This window comes from Tunturiibacter gelidiferens (assembly GCF_014201335.1).
In the GTDB taxonomy this organism is placed as follows: Bacteria; Acidobacteriota; Terriglobia; order Terriglobales; family Acidobacteriaceae; genus Edaphobacter; species Edaphobacter lichenicola_E.
In genome coordinates, this window is the sequence record NZ_JACHEB010000002.1 from 213993 (window position 1) to 232018 (window position 18026).

The window sequence follows — 18026 nt, forward strand, 5'->3', positions numbered from 1 at the left end:
GTCTACCTGACAGGACGGACACCCATGGACAATTTGTTCAACGATATTCGCTACGCGATGCGGCAGTTGGGTAGAGCGCCGGGGTTCACGGTTGCGGCAGTGCTCACGCTTGCTTTGGGGATCGGGGCCAACGCTGCGATCTTTAGCGCAGTGTATACGCTGCTGCTGCAGTCACTGCCGTTTCAGAGCGCGGATCGGATTGTGGGGATCTATGAGACGCACCCGCAGGTAGCGGCCGGAGCTGAGGTTACGTTTCCTGATTATCTGGATTGGAAGCGGCAGCAGAAGAGTTTTGAGCAGGTCTCGGCGTACTCTTCGAGCGCACCGGAGACGATGTCGTTGGTGGTTGATGGTCGGGCCGAGCAGGTGCGCAAGGTACTGGCGTCGGGAAACTTCTTTTCGCTTCTGGGTGCTATGCCGCAGCTTGGCCGCACGTTTGTGGAGCAGGATGACAGTGCGGGGAACAACCATGTTGTGGTGCTAAGTGCAGAGGCCTGGCAGCGATACTTTAGCCGCGACCCAGGTGTGATTGGGCGTGCTGTCGATTTGAATGGCTCGGCTTATACGGTGGTTGGAGTGTTGGCTGCGGGTGCTGCGTTTCCGGCAGAGGGCGAGGTTTGGCTTCCGCTCTCGTTACTGAGCAAGGAGGAGCAGGAGTCGCGGGTGTGGCATACGGTGAATGTGCTGGGGCGGTTGCGGCCTGGGGTTTCGGTCGCAGAGGCGCGGGCGGACATGCAGACGGTGGCCGGAAGTTTGGCGCTGAGCTACCCGGCTACGAATGGATCGGTGGGTGTGGCGCTGCGGCCGCTGCGTGAGCAGCTTGTCGGGGCACTGCGGCCTGCGATGTTGAGCCTAATGGGCTCGGTGGTGCTGGTGTTGCTGATTGCCTGCGCGAATGTTGCGAACCTGCTGCTGGTGAGGGCTGCGGCTGATCGTCGTCAGGTTGCGATTCGGCAGGCGCTTGGGGCTAGTACTGGTCGGTTGTTTGGCCAGTCGTTGGCGATGATGTTAATGCTTTGTGTGCTTGGAGGCGGGTTGGGGACGGCCCTTGCTGCGGTGACGCTGCCTTTGTTGAGGGTGGCGTTGTCGCATACTGCGGGGGTGGATCATGGGTTGATTCAGTCGATCCGATTGACCGTTCCGGTGCTGCTGGTCACGTTTGGGGTTTGTATGGTGATGGCGCTGGTCTTCGGCCTGTTACCGGTGATGAAGAGGCCGCGCGAGTTGGTGGATGCACTGAGGCCGGGAGACCAGAGCAGCGTGGGGAGGCGGGGTAAGAGCATATTGATGGGGGTTGAGATCGCGTTTGCGGTGGTGGTGCTGTTTCTTGGTGCGATATTGCTGCGCAGTTTTCAGAGGCTTGCGGCGGTCGATCCCGGATTTCGCACGGACCATCTGCTTAGCTTCGAGGTGACGTTGCCGGAGCCGAGATATCAGGACGAAACGCTGGAGACGAATCGGTTTTATGAACAGCTTCTGGAGAAGGTGGGACATGTGCCGGGAGTTTTGTCGGTCGCAAGCACTACGCAGATTCCACTGAAGGATTCTCTTTCTATGTCGCGCTTCCTGATTGCGGGTGCGCCGAAGCCAGCGGCGGGGACGTATCCGTTTGCGCAGCTTCGGACGGTGAGTCCTGACTACTTCAAGACGATGGGGCTGGGGCTGCGACAGGGACGGCTGTTTGAGCAGAAGGACATCGACAGGGGTACGAATCTGTTTGTTGTGAACCAGGCGTTCGTGGATCGGTATCTTGCTGGCCGAGACCCGGGGGAGACCACTCTTCTGCTGGGGGTGCTGAGTCCACAGCCAGAGAAGTTTCCGATCTATGGTGTGGTGTCGCACGCGCGAGAGGTGGGCGTGAGTGCGGACGCGACGCCGGTGATGTATACGCCGGGCTTCGGAACGCATGCGGTGGTGCTGGTGCGAACGAGGATCGCTCCTGAGAGTGTGGCGTCGGCAGCGAGTGCGGCGGTGCATGAGATCGACCCGACGCAGCCGATCTACCATGTCCAGACGATGGACGAGGTGCTGTCGGATACTGTGGCGCGGCAGAGAGTGACGGCGATTCTGCTGGATGTGTTTGCTCTGCTGGCGCTGATATTGACCGGTGTTGGGATGTATGGCGTGTTGTCGTACTCGATTGCGCAGCGCACGCGGGAGATCGGCGTTCGGATCGCGGTTGGGGCTACGCGGGGAGATGTGGTGAGGCTGGTGCTTGGTCAGATTGCGTGGCCTGTTGTGTTTGGACTGGTGGCTGGGGGAGTGGCGGCCTTTGCGATTGCGCGTGTGGTGCGTGGGTTGCTCTTTGGGACGAGTAGCTTCGATCCTGCGTCGGTGGCGATAACGGTTGGTGGAGTTGTTCTCATCGCAGTGGCGGCTGCGGTGGTTCCGGCGCGGCGCGCCGCTTCGGTGGATCCGACGGAGGCTCTTAGGGCTGAGTGAGTTCGGGTTCGGAGATGGGATTGGCGGACCTAGATTTCCGCATGTGGATCTACGCGACTGCTGGGGGCGCGGTACACTGACAGCATCGCAAGGTATGATGCGCGAGAATTTCTGATTGGAGCTTGATTATGTCTTTGATTTCGACGAATGCTGGGTTCTGGAGCCGTTTTGAGGAGCGCGTTGCGCCGTTCAACCTGTTGCAGCACCCGTTTTATCAGGCGTGGTCAAAGGGTGAGCTGACGCGCGAGGATCTGCGGGAGTATGCGGCGGAGTACTGGCATCATGTTTCGGCGTTTCCGACTTATCTGAGCGCGCTGCATTCGCGGCTGCCGGATGGGGAGATGCGGCGTGAGGTTTTGCGCAACCTTGCTGAAGAAGAGGGCGTAGATGCGGCGACGGCTCGTGCGCATAGCGATTTGTGGATGGACTTTGCTGCGGGGATGGGGGCTTCGCGTGGTGAGGTCGAAGGGCGTGCGGTGCAGCCTGAGATGACGGCACTGATGACGACGTTCCGCGAGCTGATGCAGGAGGAGAAGGCTCCGGCTGCGATGGCGGCGCTGTATGCGTATGAGTCGAAGGTGCCGGCGATTGCGACGACGAAGGCTGAAGGGCTGGCGGAGCATTATGGGACTGAGGGTGCTGCGGCGGGTTACTTTACGCTGCACCAGACGGCTGATGTTGCGCATGCGAGCGTGTGGCGCGAGTTGATTGATAAGCAGCTTGCGGGTGCGCCTGAGGATGAAGAGGCTGTGCTGGCGGCTGGAGAGCGTGCGGCGAAGGCGCTTTGGGTTGCTCTGGATGGCGTGGAGCGGCAGCGTACTGCGGTTAATTAGTTCGCTCGTTCGCGGACATCTTCTCGAGAACTTTTGAAACGCAGCGGCAGACCCGATTCACATCTGTGGAGGAGGTCTGCCAGTTGCAGACGCTGACGCGCATGGCTCTGCGGCCTTGCCAGGTGGTGCCGGTGAAGAAGGCTTCGCCGGTGGCGAGGATCTCGGCGATGATGCGATTGGTGAAGGCGTCGTGATCCTGCTCGGTGGCTTCGGCGCTGGGGTGGTGGAAGCGGAGGAGGCCCTGGTTGATTTGAGGCGTCCCGAGGATCTCGGCGTTGGGGAGAGCGCCGATGCGGGTGACGATTGCGTTGGCGTGGGTACAGGTACGGTCGATAAGGTCGGTTATTCCGGAGATTCCGAGTTGCCTGATAGCAGCGTAGGTTGCGAAGGCTCGGGCGCGACGTGAGAATTCCGGATTCCAGTCCATCTGGTCGCGGGCGTTGTTGTCGTCATGGGTTAGATAGGTGGCGTGATAGGCGAAGGAGGCGCGGTGGGCTGCTCGGTCGGCCACGAAGGCGTAGCCTGAGTCGTAAGGGACGTTGAGCCATTTGTGACCGTCGACGACCCATGAGTCGGCGGCTTCGACGCCGTGGAGGAGATGGCGGAGGCGCGGGCTTGCGGCTGCCCAGAGGCCGAAGGCTCCGTCGACGTGAACCCAGGCGTTGTGCTTTTTTGCGAGTGGGATGAGGGTGGTGAAGTCGTCGAAGGCTCCGAGGTTCAAGTCGCCAGCTTGGAGGACGACGATCGTGGGTGTTGTGGGTTCGGCTTCGAGTGCTTGCTTGAGTGATTCTTCGGAGAGGCGGCCGTTGGGGTCGGCGGGAAGCGTGGTGATGTTTTTTTCACCGAGACCGAGAAGACGAACGGCGCGGTTGACGGTGCCATGTTTCTCGGTGCTGGTGAGGATGCGGATGGTGGGAGAGCCGGAGAGACCGTTCTGCTCGACGTCCCAGTTGTTGCGCGCGAGCAGAGCGTGACGGGCTGCTGCGAGACAGGTGGTGTGTGCCATCTGCGCTCCCGTGACGAAGGCGAAGCTGGCGGTGAGGGGAAGGTGGAGGAGTTCCTTTAGCCATCGGCCTGCTGTCTCCTCGACGACGGCTGCTGCGGGGGAGCAGGCGAAGAGGCCGGCGTTTTGATCCCAGGCGGAGGTGAGCCAGTCGGCAGCGAGAGCAGCGGGAAGTGAGCCTCCGATGACCCAGCCGTAAAAGCGGCCTCCGGCGGAGTCGATGATGCCTCCTTCGACGCCTGAGACGAGATCGTTGAGGACGGTCTTGGGTGCTATGCAGGCTTCGTTGAGAGGGAGGTCGAGCCTTTCACGGAGAGTGGCGAGCGAAGCGGGGGCGTTCACGGGGCGGTGGTCGTCGGGGGAGAGGTGATCGAGCGCATGGGCCAACGCGAGCGTCAGGGCAGAGCTAAAGATGGAGCTGTTGTCTTCCATGGCGAGATTTTAGCTGGATTATTGAGGGGACACTCGGTTTCGTGTCTCAGGACCTGTCTAGAAAACTGTCGAGAATGGGGGATCTGCTCAGGCAGAACGAACGACAAAGGCAAAAACAGAGACGAAATACGGGGGTCTCTCCACTCCGCCGTGCGATGATACCGCACGGCTTCGGTCGAGATGACGAGTTTTTTTACACGGTTTCAGATGGCGTTTCTTTTTGACAGGTTCTCAGAGGGTGGGTTGAGTTTGAAGGGGTGGGTGGTCTGAACTTTTCTTTGCGTGCTGGTTGGCGTTTAGAAGCGCATGAACTGGCTGGATTGCTGGCGATGCCAGTTCGTTAGCTGCTGCAGGGCCTGGGCAAGGGAGGTCACGATGATGTTGGGTTTGCCACTGCCAAAGCGTTCGATGAGTTGTTCGGGGGTCTGGTCGGGATCGTTGGGGGAGTTCCAGAGGCCTACGATGATGCGGTTGTTGGGCAGGTGGGAACGGACGCGCTGGCAGATGGCGCGGGCCTGGGAGAAGGCGAAGGGGGGTAGCGCCGAGATGAAGACGACGGTGGTGGGCTCGGCGGCGAGGGAGTCGAGAATCTCGCCTGCGACGGAGGCGGCGGAGAGGAGGAGGGTGGGGTGAGAGGCGCGCTCCATGAGCTGGCCGAGCATGAGGGTGGTGAGCTCGTCGGCCTGATCGCTGACGGAGATGCAGACGACGGCGAAGTCGTTTTCGATCTGGCGTGAGATGCGCTTTGGGGTTGCCGGAGAGGTGTCGGCTGGCTGCTTCTGATGGTAGTCGGTAAGTTCGGCGACGATTTCGCCGATGGTGAGGAAGAAGAAGTCGGATCGCTTGTCGTCGAGGTTGCCCTGGTGTCGGTCTTGTTCTACGAGGGCGAGAGCCGGGATGAGGACGGAGTCGTATAGCTCGACGAGGGGCTTGCCATCGAGGAAACGATTGGCGACGGCGCGGGCTTCCTGCTGGTCCATGGCGAGGAGGCGCTCGTAGAAGAGGGCTTCGGCGGAGAGCTCGGCGTCGGTGCCGAGGAGGGTATGGAGGAAGGATAGCTGGGGGACGTGGCGGCCCATAACGACGATACAGACGGTGAGCGGGGTGGAGAGGATGAGGCCAGGCCATCCCCAGAGGAGCGCCCAGAAGATGGCCATCGCGAGGAGGGCGAGGGAGGAGATGCCGGTGCGGGTGCTGTAGAGCCAGGGTTCAACGAAGTTGGTGGCGGTGAGTTCGAGCGCGAGGAAGAGGCCGAGGATGAGGATGGGCGGCCACCAGGTGGTGGAGATGGCGACCGAGACGATGAGGGGAAGGGCGAGGCTGGTGGCTGTGCCGACGTAGGGGACGATGCGGAGGATTCCGGCGAGGGCTCCCCAAAGGGTGGCGTCGGGTACGCCGATGAGATAAAGGCCTCCTCCGAAGAGGATGCCATAGGCTGCGTTGACCGCTAACTGGAAGACAAGATATTGGCTGATGCGGGTGGCGGCCTCTTGCAGGGCCTGGGTCATGAGGTTGATGCGTCCCATGCCGGCGAGCAGGAGGATGCGGTGGCGGAGTTCCTCGCGTTTCATGAGGAGGTAGATGGAGAAGACGATGACGACGCCGACTGTTCCGATGGGGCGGAGGAAGCGCATGAGGAGTTCGGCGGTGGTTTGAAGCTGGGTGCGGTCGGGGTCGATGATGCGGACGGGTTGGACTTGTGTAGGTGCCTGGGTAGCGGTGGGCGGAGCAGTTGTGGTGATGTCGCCGCTGATGCCTTCGACCGCGTTGAAGGCCTTCTCGAGGGATTGTTCTGCGGGGGAGTGGACGGTGGCCAGCTTGCGCTGGATATTGAGGCGATAGGCCGGGAGATCGTTGGCTACGTTGAGAAGCTGGCGAGAGACTACGTAGCCGACGCTGAAGATGCCGATGAAAGCCACGATGCAGGTTAATGCGACGGCCAAAACGCGGGGTACACGGCGGCTTTCGAGGCGGCTGACGGCGGGAGCCAACAGGAATGACAGGGTAAGGGCGAAGGTGAGGGGAATGAGGAGATCGCGTGCGAAGTAGAGGATAAGGACGGTGACTGCGAGCACAAGCACAGGCTGAGTCCGGGAGATTTCGGCGGTGCTGACGCGGGGCATTGGAATGAGGGACCTCGTGGACTGCCGGATGGCTTGAGCTTACGCGGGCAAGGATACATCATCGAGCTGACGGCTGACGGATGTTTGCAACACGGGAGGACTAGACTCTTGGTTGCAGATTTGTGGAGGAGTGACGATGGAGAGTACGCGAACGTTGAGTGCGAAGGAGAGCTTTGTTTTTGGACAGCAACGGCGGAAACAGATGCGGCGTATGCATCATCGGACTTGGACCGCGAAGCAGCGGAAAGAGAATCCGCTGAAGCTGCTGGAGGTATCGACGCGTGGACGCGTTCCTGCGCTGGTGGCACTGAAGAACCAGTTGATGGCGGCGTCGCCGTTTGCATATTTTCGCGGGGCGGTGCCGGTAATGGCGTATGACCTGTCGCTGATGCCGAACACGGGGATCTGCAATCAGCTTTGCGGAGATGCGCACGTGAGGAACCTGGGGGCATTTGCAGCGCCGGATGGGCGGCTGGTCTTCGACATTAACGATTTTGACGAGACGATTGTGGCGCCGTTCGAGTGGGATGTGAAACGGATGGCGACGAGTCTGGTGCTGGCGGGACGTGGGGCGGGAGCCAAGAGCTTGCATTGCAGGGAGGCTGCGACAGTGTTTCTGGAACAGTATCGGATGAAGATGCATGCGTTCGCGAGGATGCCGGTTTTGGACGTGGCGAAGTACCAGGTGCATCGGCTGGGACAGGTGTCGCCCGTAGCGGGGATTTTGCTGATGGCGGAGCGAGCTACGCCTAGACATACGCTGCTTACGCTGACCGAGGTGGAGGAGCAAAAGCCAGTTGTGAAAAAAAAGGTGAAGAGTAGCAACGTTGCGAAGCCGGTGGAGCGGCCGGAACGGGTGTTTCGGACGATTCCGCCGAATCTGAAGCGGTTGACAGGGGGCGCCGCGGAGCAGGTGGTGGATGCCCTGACGCTGTATGCTCAGAGCCTGCAGCCGGAGCGAAGACACTTTCTGGCACAGTACAGGCCGATGGATGTTGCGTTCAAAGTTGTGGGGACGGGTTCGGTGGGGCTGCGGGATTATGTGATTTACATGGAAGGCAAAGGGCCGAAAGATCCTCTTTTTCTGCAGGTGAAGGAGGAGGTTCCGTCGGGGTACGCGCCGTATGTGGCTGGCGAGTTGAAGGGGAGGAAAGCAAAGCTGCACCACGGACAGAGAGTGGTGAATGGGGAGCGCGCGATGCAGTTGCAGTCGGATCCGTTTCTGGGATGGACGACGATGGAAGGCAGAGACTATCTAGTGAGGCAGTTGAACGATCACAAGGCTTCGATTCAGTTGGAGAATTTGAAGTCGGTTGGACTGCTGGAGTATGCGGGAGTGTGCGGGGAGATGCTGGCGCGAGGTCATGCTCGGGCTGGCGATAGTGCGATGGTCGCAGGATACCTGGGGACGTCGCCTCGGTTTGATAAAGCAGTTACGGCGTTTGCGGAAGCTTATGCAGACCAGACGGAGCTGGATTGGAAGCAGCTGGTGAAGTCGCTGAAGAAATGATGTGAGTTGAAGGACGACGTGAGGATTTTCGTCTACAGTTCAGATACGTTGTGAGAGGTAAGTATGATTCGTCTTTGGCGAGTCTCGGTGAGCCTGTTGTTCGTCGCATCCCTGTCGTCGGCGCAGGAGATGCACGACCACAGCATCCCCGAAAGATTGGGAGAGGTATCGTTTCCGATCTCGTGCGCGCCTTCGGTGCAGGAACAGTTCAACCGTGGCATAGCTTTGCTGCACTCCTTCGCCTACGCCTCTGCGGAACAGACATTTCAGGGTGTAGGGCGAATGGACCCGCAATGTGGCATGGCGCACTGGGGTGTGGCCATGACTTATTTCCATCAGGTTTGGTCCCCGAACCTGCCTCCTCCAGCGTTTCCGATGGGACAAAAGGAGATGCTGGAGGCGACGCGTCTAGGCGCAAAGTCTGACCGGGAACGGGGGTTCATCCATGCGCTTGGGGCGCTCTATCGAGAGTCCAACGGGCTCACCTCCAGCATGCGTACCGTTGCCTACGAACAGGCGATGGCAGAGGTCGCCAGGAAGAATAGCAGGGATGTCGAGTCACAGGTGTTCTATGCGCTGGCTCTTTTGGCCAATGCATCTCCAACTGATAAAACGCACGCGAAGCAAAAGCAGGCAATCGATCTTCTGCAGCCGCTGAACCGCGAGTACCCGAACCATCCGGGAATCGCTCACTATCTTATCCACGCCTGTGACAGTCAGGAGCTTGCCGAACGTGGTCTGCCTGCGGCGAGAGCCTACGCGCAAATTGCTCCCTCGGCACCTCATGCGTTGCATATGCCATCGCATATCTTTACCAGGCTGGGCTTGTGGAACGACTCCATCGAGTCCAATCTCGCCTCAAGGCAGGCCGCGCACCAGCATGGCGATACCCTGGATGAGCTGCATGCGATGGACTATCTCGTCTATGCCTATCTGCAGACGGGAGGCGACAAAGAGGTCAGCCAGGTCGTTCAGGACATGAAGGCGATGCCGAAATTGAATATGAGCAACTTCGGAATAGCCTATGCGGCCACCGCTATTCCCATCCGCGATGCAGTCGAGCGAGGTCGATGGGACGACGCCGCAAGTATCTCTGTCCCGACAGGCGCACCGCCTTCGGTTGTCGCGATCGCGGTGTGGTCCAGGGGAATGGGACTAGCACGGACTGGACATGTGAAGGACGCGCGCGAGAACGTGGATCGACTTCGGCAGATCGAGGCGCAGCTCCGCCTCTCGGGTGATAACTATTGGTCCACCCAGACCGGAGTTTTGGCGAGCGAAGTCATGGCGTGGGCCGCGCAGGCTAGTGGCGACCCACATCAAGCGTTGGTGTTGCTGCGCGCCGCAGCCGATCAGGAGGATGCCATCGAAAAGCAGCCGGTGACACCGGGACCGATTTTGCCTGCCCGCGAACAGCTTGGAGATTTGCTCCTGCAGGAGAAACAATCCGAGCTCGCGCTAAAGGAGTTTCAGACAGCACTCGCGGAGGCTCCGGGGAGACGTGGGGCATTGCTGGGCATCGCCCGGGCTTCGCAACATAACGATCGAGCGGAACTCTACTGATGTTTCCTGCGTTGGCTAACTCATGGTGAGAACGACGCGGAATTGTGCGTGGCCACTCATCATTCGTGCGTAGGCTTCGCCGGCTTTTTCCAGCGGATAGGTTTCGATCATGGGACGCACGCCGGTAAGTTCGGAGAAGCGCAGGGTGTCTTCGGAGTCGGATGGAATGCCTGAGGCCCATCCCTGAATAGATTTCTGACCGGTGATGAGTTGTACCGGTGTTACCTCAATGGGATCAAATGACACACCGATCACGATGAGTTTGCCGTTTGGTCCCAGACCGTCGATCAACTCGGATATCGACTTCGAGTCTGGCGCTGTTGCGATAATCACCTTCGCTCCGCCGTGCTTTTGCAACTCCTCCGATGCCTTCGTCGCTTTGCTGTCGATGTAGAGAGTTGCGCCAAGCTTCTTCGCAAGCGGCTCGTTTTCCGGGCCACGTCCGATGGCTGCGACCTTGTAGCCAAACTTGTTTGCGAATTGAACTCCCAGGTGCCCCAAGCCGCCGATTCCCTGCACCGCGACAAGGTCACCAGGGAGAGCACCGCTGTGCCGAAGGGCGTTATAAGTGGTAATTCCGGCGCAGAGCAAAGGCGCTGCTTCAACGTCGCTCAGGCTGTCGGGTATTGCGACCAGCGCCTCCTCGGGGGCCACCATGTATTGCTGATATCCGCCGTCATAGCTAATGCCTGGAATCTTCATGTTCTTACAGTTGCCAAAGTCCCCGCGCCGGCATTCGGAGCACGTATTGTCGTGACCGCCGTGCCAGCCGACGCCGACACGCTGGCCCTTCTTCCACGCGGAGACGCCGTCACCCAGTTCATCGACGACGCCTGCTACTTCGTGTCCTGGAATCCGGGGATACTCAATGCCGGGCCAGAAACCTTCAACGGTGAGGGCGTCACTGTGGCAGACGCCACAGGCCTGCACCTTGATCCGCACGTGTCCTGCGCCGGGCTTGGGGATTTCGCGTTCGACGATCTCGAAATCGGTCTTGGGCTTGGGAATCTGCGCTACCTTCATGGTTCCTGCTGCGACTGACGTTGTAGCCATAGATCCTCCTGGTTGAACTTGCAATCATGGTTGAAAAGCACTTACCGGCTCGACTGGAGGCGGAGGGCTAGCGCCGCCGTACCCAGCGGCCAGGGTTCTGAATTCTTCCGAACACGGCTGTTCGATGCGGCGCTTGTGGAAAGTGATGCGGGAGAATTGGATTCGGCCAACAATCAGGGTTGTAGCACGGCCCTGGGGGTACGGGTGACGTATTGGGTGACGATGAGGCCGATGAGGAGCATGGAAGCGGCGACGTAGAAAGGTGCGCCGGGAGTGCGGACGATGGCGCCGATGCCGATGGACTTGCTGAAGATGTAGGTGAAGAAGCCGGGGCCGGCAAGTCCGGCGATGCCGCGCAGGCCGTTGATGGCTCCCTGAAGCTGGCCTTGTTCGGAGGGGCTGGTTTTGCGGGAGAGAAGACTTTGAGCGGAGGGCCAGGTGAAGGACATGAGATTAAGGAAGGGGATGCCGATCCATACGAGGAGGCCGGTTTTGGAAGAGCCGATCATCGAATAGCCGAGAGCTCCGCCTATGAGGCCGATAGTCATTGCGCCGCGCTCGCCTAATTTGGCTACGACGGGTTTGATGAGGAACGCGCCATAGATGACGGTGAAGACTCCTACCACGGCCAGCGAGAGGCCCACGGTGCGGTTGGTCCAGTGGTAGCGATAGTCGTCGTAGATGACGTAGACGTTCATAAGGACCTGCTGGGCGATGTAGCCGAGCAGAAGGATGGCGGCGATGCCGATCATGCCGCCGTGGCGGAGCAGGGTGAGCGAGCCGACGGGGTTGGCCCGTGTCCAGGAGAAGGGGCTGCGGTTTTCTTTGGAGAGGGATTCGGGCAGGACGAAGAGGCCGTAGAGACCGTTGATGAGGGAGAGGGCTGCGGCGGCCCAGAAGGGCAGGCGAGGGTTGATGTTGCCGAGCAGGCCGCCGATGGCGGGACCGAGAACGAAACCAAGTCCGAAGGCTGCGTTCAACATGCCGAAGGCTGCGGCGCGACGCTCGCGTGGTGTGACATCAGCCATGTAAGCCATCGCGGTGGGGATGCTGGAGGAGGTGAGGCCGGAGATGACGCGGCCGAGGAAGAGCCAGTTGAGAGCGGGAGCCCAGGCCATGAGGACGTAGTCGAGACCGAGGCCGAAGTTGGACAGCAGGACAACGGGGCGGCGGCCGAAGCGGTCGGAGAGAGACCCGGCGATGGGGGAGAAGAAGAACTGCATGGCGGCGAAGACAGTGCCGAAGAGACCGAGCATACGGGCGGCTGAAGAGGTGTCGCCGCGGAGGAAGCCTTCGATGAGGCGGGGCAGGACCGGGGCGATCATGCCGAGGGCGAGCATGTCGAGGGCGACGGTGAAGAAGATGAAGGTGGCTGCGGCGCGACGGCCTGAGGGTGGGACGGGTGGGAGGGTCGCGTTGGCGGTGAGGTCGGCGGAGACGAGCTCGGGCTCGGTCATCATGGGATCCGGTGTTGCGTTTTGAGGCGGCGGATTTTGAGACGACTCAGCCATGCGATTGATGGCAGTCTACGTGAGTTTTATTGCGGTTTATTGGATATTTCGGCGCTATCTGTTGTGGGTGAGTCTTGCGCAGTGGCGATCGCGTCTGTAATAGAGGTTGTTGGGATTTGACCAGAATTGTGTTGTCGGCGTGCTTTACTGGTGCGGGGTGTCCCTATTGAGTTTTGTGTCGTACAGGCTAGGGGATGACAGGTTAATGCGTTTTGTTGCTGGAGTGATGGTGTCGGTCTGTCTGCTAGGCGTTGGGAGCCTGGGCGCCCAGAGTTCGAATGCGGCGAAACAGGTTGTGGACTCGATGCTGACCCATGAGAGTGATCCGGCAGAGCATCGCAATCTCTATATGTATCTTTCGGAAGAGCGGTCGGAGCGGACGGGCGGGCATCTGTGGCGAGAGCGCGTGGTGGAGACCTCGGTGGGTAAGGTGAGGCTGTTGCTGGCTGAAGATGGCAAGCCTCTGAGCGGAGATCGCGCGACGCTAGAGAGAGCAAAGCTGGCGCAGATTGAGTTGCATCCTGAGGAGTTTCAGCGGCGGGCGCAGGCGACGAAAAGCGACGAAGACCATGCAGAACAGATGCTGACACTGCTGGGAAAGGCCTTTCTGTTTAACGACCCTCGGGTTGATGGGAGCGACCTGGAGATTGGGTTTCGACCTGATCCTGCGTACAAGACGCAGTCATTGGAGGAGCGTGTGCTGCATGCGATGTCGGGTACGCTCCTGGTGGATCAGCGGACGTTACAGCTGCACATGATTGAAGGAAAGATGCCTCAGGATGTGAGTTTGGGATATGGATTGCTTGGAACGGTCCATGCGGGTAGCAGCTTCAATACGACGCATGAGATGGAGCCGGGTGGGGATTGGAAGGACGCTGTGGTGAATACCGCGATTGAAGGAAAGGCGATGCTGTTCAAAGAGATTGGCAGGAACGAGCATATGATCCACAGCGAGTTTCAGCAGCTGCCGCCGGATATCAGCGTGGCGCAGGCGGTGGAGATGCTGGAGCGGTAATGAGGTCGACTGGTGTCAGGCGGCGGCTACGCGTTGGATGAGATTGTTCTGTTCTTTTTGGGATTCGGCGCCGATGGTGAAGGCGTCCAGTACTCCGGTGCCGAGGGCGTAGCGGATGGCTTCAGCGGGCTTGTCGCGGAGGTCACCTTGTCCGAGAATCTTCATGCCGATAATTCCCTTCCCTTGTGCGCGCATCTGCTTGATCACGCTGATGACGGTGGCGGGGTCTGCGTCCATATGGGAGCCGATAGGGTTGAGCCGGACGAGATCGACCTCGACCCACGGGGAGGCTGCAGCGGCCTTTAATGCTGGAAGGCTGTGGCAGGAGACGCCATGTGCGCGGATGACTCCTTTTTGCTTCGCTTCGGAGAGGACGTCCATGACTCCGCGGTAGCGTGTCGTCCAGTCGCCTTCGGTGACACAGTGGATGAGAACGATGTCGATGTAGTCGACGCCTAGCTCTTTGCGAAAGCGGTCAAGGTCGGCGCGAACGCCGGCGGCGTCGCGGGTGTCGGTCTTGGTGAGAACGACTACCTTGTCGCGAGGGATGTGTTTGAGGGCTTCGGCGACGTAGGGGTGGCTGCCGTAGGAGTCGGCGGAGTCGAAGAAGCGAAGGCCGTTGTCGTTGTAGCCGTCGAGGAGGAGTCTGGTAAGCGGGGATGTGCCCAGGCGGGTCTGGTTGGAGGCGCCGCCGAAGCCGATGGTGCCGGTTCCCATGGCGAGACGGCTGGTGCGGATGCCGGTCTTGCCGAGGACAACCTCGTCCTGCGCGTGGAATTTCTGGGGGAGCGGGTCCGGCTCGAGAAGAGCGGCGCGAACGATGGCGGATCGGGCGAGAAGGGTCGCTCCGAGGGTGCGGGTCGAGCGGCGAAGGAAGTCTCTCCTTAGCATGGCGCGATCTCCTTGGAGTTTAGACTACGCCGAATTGCCTTTGGGAGCAGGTGGGCAGTTGGTTGCCTTTGATGGGATCGAACTGCTGGTTGTTCTGCCGGACGGGCCCACTGCGCGTGGGGCGGGCGTTCGCACGCCTTTTTAGAGCTTCGCTTGGCCCTCCCGTTGGTCGGGATTATCTTCATTTCGGCCGACAGGAGGGCGCTGAACTAGGCTATGACTTCGAAGGGGCGCATCATGTCGTTCGCTTCGTGTTCGAGGACGTGGCAGTGGTAGAGATAGTTGCCGGTGTAGCCTTCGAAACGCACGATGATGCGAGTGATGGCCTTCGGCGGGCACTGGATGGTGTCCTTCCATCCTGATTCGCTCGGAGTTGGCGGAAGGGCGTCGCTGGTGTAACGGACTTTGTTGTAGGTGTAGTAGTTGAAGACGTCGAAACGGCGGCGGTCGAGCAGTTGGAAGCGCACGAGGTGGAGGTGCAGAGGATGGGTGTCCTCAGTGAGATTGACGAACTCCCAGATCTCGGTGGTGTTGAGTTTTGGCCGCTCGGTGACGGGCTCGTGCCAGCGCTTGTGGTTGAGCAGCATGAGCATGGAGTTGCCGACCTTATCCTGATACTCGTCCAGGGTGATGGTGCGGGTGGTGACGGCGGAGGATTCGGGGATGCGCTCGATTGTGCGAAGGTTCTTTGGAATGGAAGCAGAGGAGTTGGGCGAGGTCGTTTGGGCGGAGACGCGGAACTGGAGGATGTCGAGTCCACCGTTGCGCAGGTGTAAAGTTTTCCCGGACGATTTGCTGAAGTCGATAAGAACGTCGCCGCGTTCTGCTGGCGCGAGGATCAGGTGCGGGATGTCGGCGGAGGTGCTGAGGAGGCCTTGATCGCTGCCGATCTGGGTAATGGGCTGCTGGGTATCGAGGGAGAGATTGAAGAAGCGGCTGTTAGCTGTGTTGAGGATGCGAAAGCGGTAGGGGCGCGGCTCGACTTCGACGTGAGGACGGATTTTGCCGTTGATGAAGATGCCGTCGCCTTCGAACTCGGAGACCCAGGGGTGCTCGGGGTCGCCGGATGTGGGGTAGAAGAGTTGGCCGTCGGCGGTGATCTCTCGATCGTAGAGAATAAGCGGAATCTCGTATTTGCCGGAGGGGAGATGGAGCGAATCCTCTACCTCGTCGCGGACGAGGAAGAGACCGAAGAGACCGGCGTAGGTATTGAGACGGTTGAGACCCATGGCGTGATCGTGATACCAGAGGGTTGCGGCGTCCTGCTGAAGTGGGTAGACGCAGGTTCGACTCTTGCCGGGGACGAACCAGTCAGTGGGGTAGCCGTCGGCTTTGGAGGGGACACGAGCGCCGTGGACGTGCGTGGTGGTGCGGACGTCGGGGATATCGTGGCCGCAGCCGTGAAGGCTGTGATCGATAGGAAGGAAGTGTTTGGTGGGGAGATTGTTAACCCACTCGATCTCGAGGGGATGGCCGGATCGGGCTTCGATGATGGGAGCCAGTGGAGTTGGACTGTAGCTCCACATGAGGGTGGGCGCGACGTCGCGATGGATTTTAGCGTGGATCTCGCGCATGGTGATGCGGAGTTTACCAGGGTATGCAACTCCCATGGTCTGTGGCAGGGGGAGGGGGTCGACGAAGGGCGTCAGCTCAAGAACGTGAAGCATCGGGACGGTCTTGCCGGGAGCGTCAGGGATGGTTGTGCGCGGTGTCTGGTGCATGTCGCCCATCTGGACGAAGCTCTTTGCGAAGCTGTGGCGGGAACCATGGAGGAGGCCAAGGGCGGCGGTTTGTTGCAGGAAGCGTCGGCGCGACGAGCTGGAATCAGACAACGGGTGGGCTCCGGAGTGATGTAGCGAGCAAAAAAGCACGCACTCCGCGGGGGAGTGCGTGCTTTCAAGGATACGAACTGAATGTGACGGTTATGTAAAAAGCGACCTTAGTTGCCGTTGGCGGCTAGACCCGTGTTTGGATTGAGGACGACGACGTTGGGATTTGGAACGACCGCGCCATTGGTGAAGTTGAACATGTTGTTCAAGCTTCCTGCGACGGCATCGAAGGATCCGCTGCCGATACGAGCGCTCGACAGGAAGGTGTCTTCGATGAATTTGGTGATGGAGGACTGGTCGGTTACGGTGTGATCTACGTAGTTCGCCTGAGACCAGGGGGAGATGACCAACAGGGGCAGACGAGGACCGTAGCCGCAGCGGCCCTGGACGGGGTTGGTGGTGGCGACACCGGCAAGCGCGTTGGATCCGTTGGCGGTGCTAGTGCTGCAGACGCCAGGGCTGGTGAATGCATCCTGCGCGGAGTTGGAACCGTTGATGATGTTGAAGAGATGGTCATACCAGCCGTCGGAGTCGTCGTACGCGATGATGATAGCGGTCGAGGACCAGAAGCTTGACGTCTGGATGGCATTGATCATGTTGACGACGAAGAACTGCTCGTCAATGGGATCGGAGTAACCGGCGTGAGCATCCTGGTAGCCAGGGGCCTTGAGGAAGCTGACGGCGGGCATGTTGCCAGCTTCGAGAGCATCGATGAAGTCATGCGTGTCGTACTGGTGGTTTGCCTGGTCGGTCGAGCCGATGGCAGCGACTGAGGTGGGACGGAGGTGATTCAGGTTCTGGGTGCTGGTGTAGTACTGGAAGGGTTCGTGGTGCTGAATGTAGTCGTTCTTCTTGGTTTTGGTGATGGCCGAGGTGGTGGTACGGTTGCATCCGGTTGAGCCATCGGGGTTGGTTACGGTTAGGTCGAATCCGCCTTCGAAGAAGCCCCAGGTTACCTTGGCAGCATTGAGGAGATCGCCGATGTTCTTACCGGTCATGCTGACAGTGCCGGAGCCGGAGCAGATGTCGCCGGTCGGGTCAGCGTCGCTGTTGAGAGTGAGACCGCCTTGGCCGTCGGCTACGGTTGCGCCGGAGTTATCGGTGTCAACTGCACCGTTGGTCTGGCCGGAGACGAGGTTGATCGCGCCGGGGGTAGAAGGACCGAAGGTCGTGCCGTAGGAATGGTCGTTGAGAGCGTAGCGCTGGGCGTAGTTCCAGAGGGCAGTGGTGGTGTTGCCGTCATAGTAGCCCATGGTGAGTCCGGTTGTAGCGGTGACCGCGGGAGCGCCAGTGGACTGAGAGAGAGTGGTGGCGTTTGGTGTACCGACAGAGAGCGGGAAGAGGTCCATCTTGCCGTTGTCGAAGGCCATCTGCTCAGGGCCGTAGTCGTGGTCCTGGTCGGCTGTGGAAGCCTGAGCGATGTCGAGACGGAATGGATTGCTGGCCCCGGCGGCGTTCAGAATGTTGCGATTGGGATTGTTGTTGAGCAGGTTAGCTGAGGTCAGGTTGACTGGAACGGGAGTGTTGGCCTTGGCGGTGAACTGCGATTTGTTGCTGGGCAGGTTGGCCGCAGATGGATAGGTGCCGAAGTAGTGATCGAAGGAGATGTTTTCGCCGAAGATGACAACGACGTGCTTGATGACGGCGGAGGAGGTCGTCGGTGTCGGGGGTGTTGGGGGCGGCGTGGTGTTGGCGTTGCCATTGCCAGCAGGCGTGCTGACCGTGCCCTGGCCGCAGCCGCTGAGAATGAGGGTCGTGGTCAACGAGAGAGCTAGAAGTTTCCGAATCATTTTTTTGAGGCCTCAAAATTGTGAAAATGGG

12 protein-coding genes are annotated in these 18026 nt (G+C 60.0%); 5 read left to right on the forward strand and 7 right to left on the reverse strand.

Annotated features, from left to right (window positions below):
- Nucleotides 1-24: 24 nt before the first annotated feature.
- Both HDF14_RS04710 and HDF14_RS04715 read left to right on the forward strand, forming a co-directional pair.
- Nucleotides 25-2442, forward strand: coding sequence for an ABC transporter permease (locus HDF14_RS04710; RefSeq protein WP_221304554.1), 2418 nt, complete (start codon nucleotides 25-27; stop codon nucleotides 2440-2442).
- A gap of 128 nt (nucleotides 2443-2570) precedes the next feature.
- Nucleotides 2571-3275, forward strand: coding sequence for a CADD family putative folate metabolism protein (locus HDF14_RS04715; RefSeq protein ID WP_221304555.1), 705 nt, complete (start codon nucleotides 2571-2573; stop codon nucleotides 3273-3275).
- Here the strand turns inward: HDF14_RS04715 and HDF14_RS04720 are convergent.
- Together HDF14_RS04720 and HDF14_RS04725 are read right to left on the reverse strand one after the other, a co-directional pair.
- Nucleotides 3268-4710 carry a pyridoxal phosphate-dependent decarboxylase family protein gene (locus HDF14_RS04720; protein ID WP_183974045.1) on the reverse strand — a complete coding sequence of 481 codons (1443 nt, stop codon included), beginning with the start codon at nucleotides 4708-4710 and terminating at the stop codon, nucleotides 3268-3270. The genes HDF14_RS04715 and HDF14_RS04720 overlap by 8 nt on opposite strands.
- Nucleotides 4711-5006: 296 nt before the next feature.
- The gene (locus HDF14_RS04725; protein WP_183974047.1) at nucleotides 5007-6833 is read right to left on the reverse strand and encodes an AI-2E family transporter; all 1827 of its coding nucleotides are present in this window, start codon (nucleotides 6831-6833) and stop codon (nucleotides 5007-5009) included.
- 136 nt (nucleotides 6834-6969) lie between these two features.
- Between HDF14_RS04725 and HDF14_RS04730 the strand changes: the two genes are divergently transcribed.
- Both HDF14_RS04730 and HDF14_RS04735 read left to right on the forward strand, forming a co-directional pair.
- Complete coding sequence (locus tag HDF14_RS04730; protein WP_183974049.1) at nucleotides 6970-8343, forward strand: DUF2252 domain-containing protein; 1374 nt, start codon at nucleotides 6970-6972, stop codon at nucleotides 8341-8343.
- A gap of 63 nt (nucleotides 8344-8406) precedes the next feature.
- On the forward strand, nucleotides 8407-9906 hold the full coding sequence (locus HDF14_RS04735) for a hypothetical protein (RefSeq protein WP_183974051.1): 1500 nt from the start codon (nucleotides 8407-8409) through the stop codon (nucleotides 9904-9906).
- Between the two features lie 15 nt (nucleotides 9907-9921).
- On the opposite strand, the gene HDF14_RS04740 is transcribed toward HDF14_RS04735, so the two are convergent.
- Entirely contained in the window at nucleotides 9922-10959 is a 1038-nt protein-coding gene (locus tag HDF14_RS04740; RefSeq protein WP_183974053.1) for an alcohol dehydrogenase, read from the reverse strand.
- Nucleotides 10960-11132: 173 nt separating this feature from the next.
- Nucleotides 11133-12470, reverse strand: coding sequence for a TCR/Tet family MFS transporter (locus HDF14_RS04745; RefSeq protein WP_183974055.1), 1338 nt, complete (start codon nucleotides 12468-12470; stop codon nucleotides 11133-11135).
- A gap of 205 nt (nucleotides 12471-12675) precedes the next feature.
- Here HDF14_RS04745 and HDF14_RS04750 point away from each other — a divergent pair, with 205 nt between their 5' ends.
- A complete protein-coding gene (locus tag HDF14_RS04750; RefSeq protein ID WP_183974057.1) occupies nucleotides 12676-13485 on the forward strand; it encodes a hypothetical protein in 810 nt (269 codons plus the stop codon).
- Between the two features lie 15 nt (nucleotides 13486-13500).
- Here HDF14_RS04750 and HDF14_RS04755 read toward each other — a convergent pair whose 3' ends face one another.
- The 3 genes from HDF14_RS04755 to HDF14_RS04765 form a co-directional block, all read right to left on the reverse strand.
- Nucleotides 13501-14376 (reverse strand): aldo/keto reductase, encoded by an 876-nt coding sequence (locus tag HDF14_RS04755; protein WP_183974059.1) that lies wholly within the window; start codon nucleotides 14374-14376, stop codon nucleotides 13501-13503.
- A 209-nt stretch (nucleotides 14377-14585) separates the two neighbouring features.
- Entirely contained in the window at nucleotides 14586-16208 is a 1623-nt protein-coding gene (locus HDF14_RS04760) for a multicopper oxidase family protein (protein ID WP_260698032.1), read from the reverse strand.
- Between the two features lie 107 nt (nucleotides 16209-16315).
- Nucleotides 16316-17995: a phospholipase C gene (locus HDF14_RS04765; RefSeq protein WP_183974061.1), complete on the reverse strand. Its 1680-nt coding sequence runs from the start codon at nucleotides 17993-17995 to the stop codon at nucleotides 16316-16318.
- Nucleotides 17996-18026 lie beyond the last annotated feature (31 nt).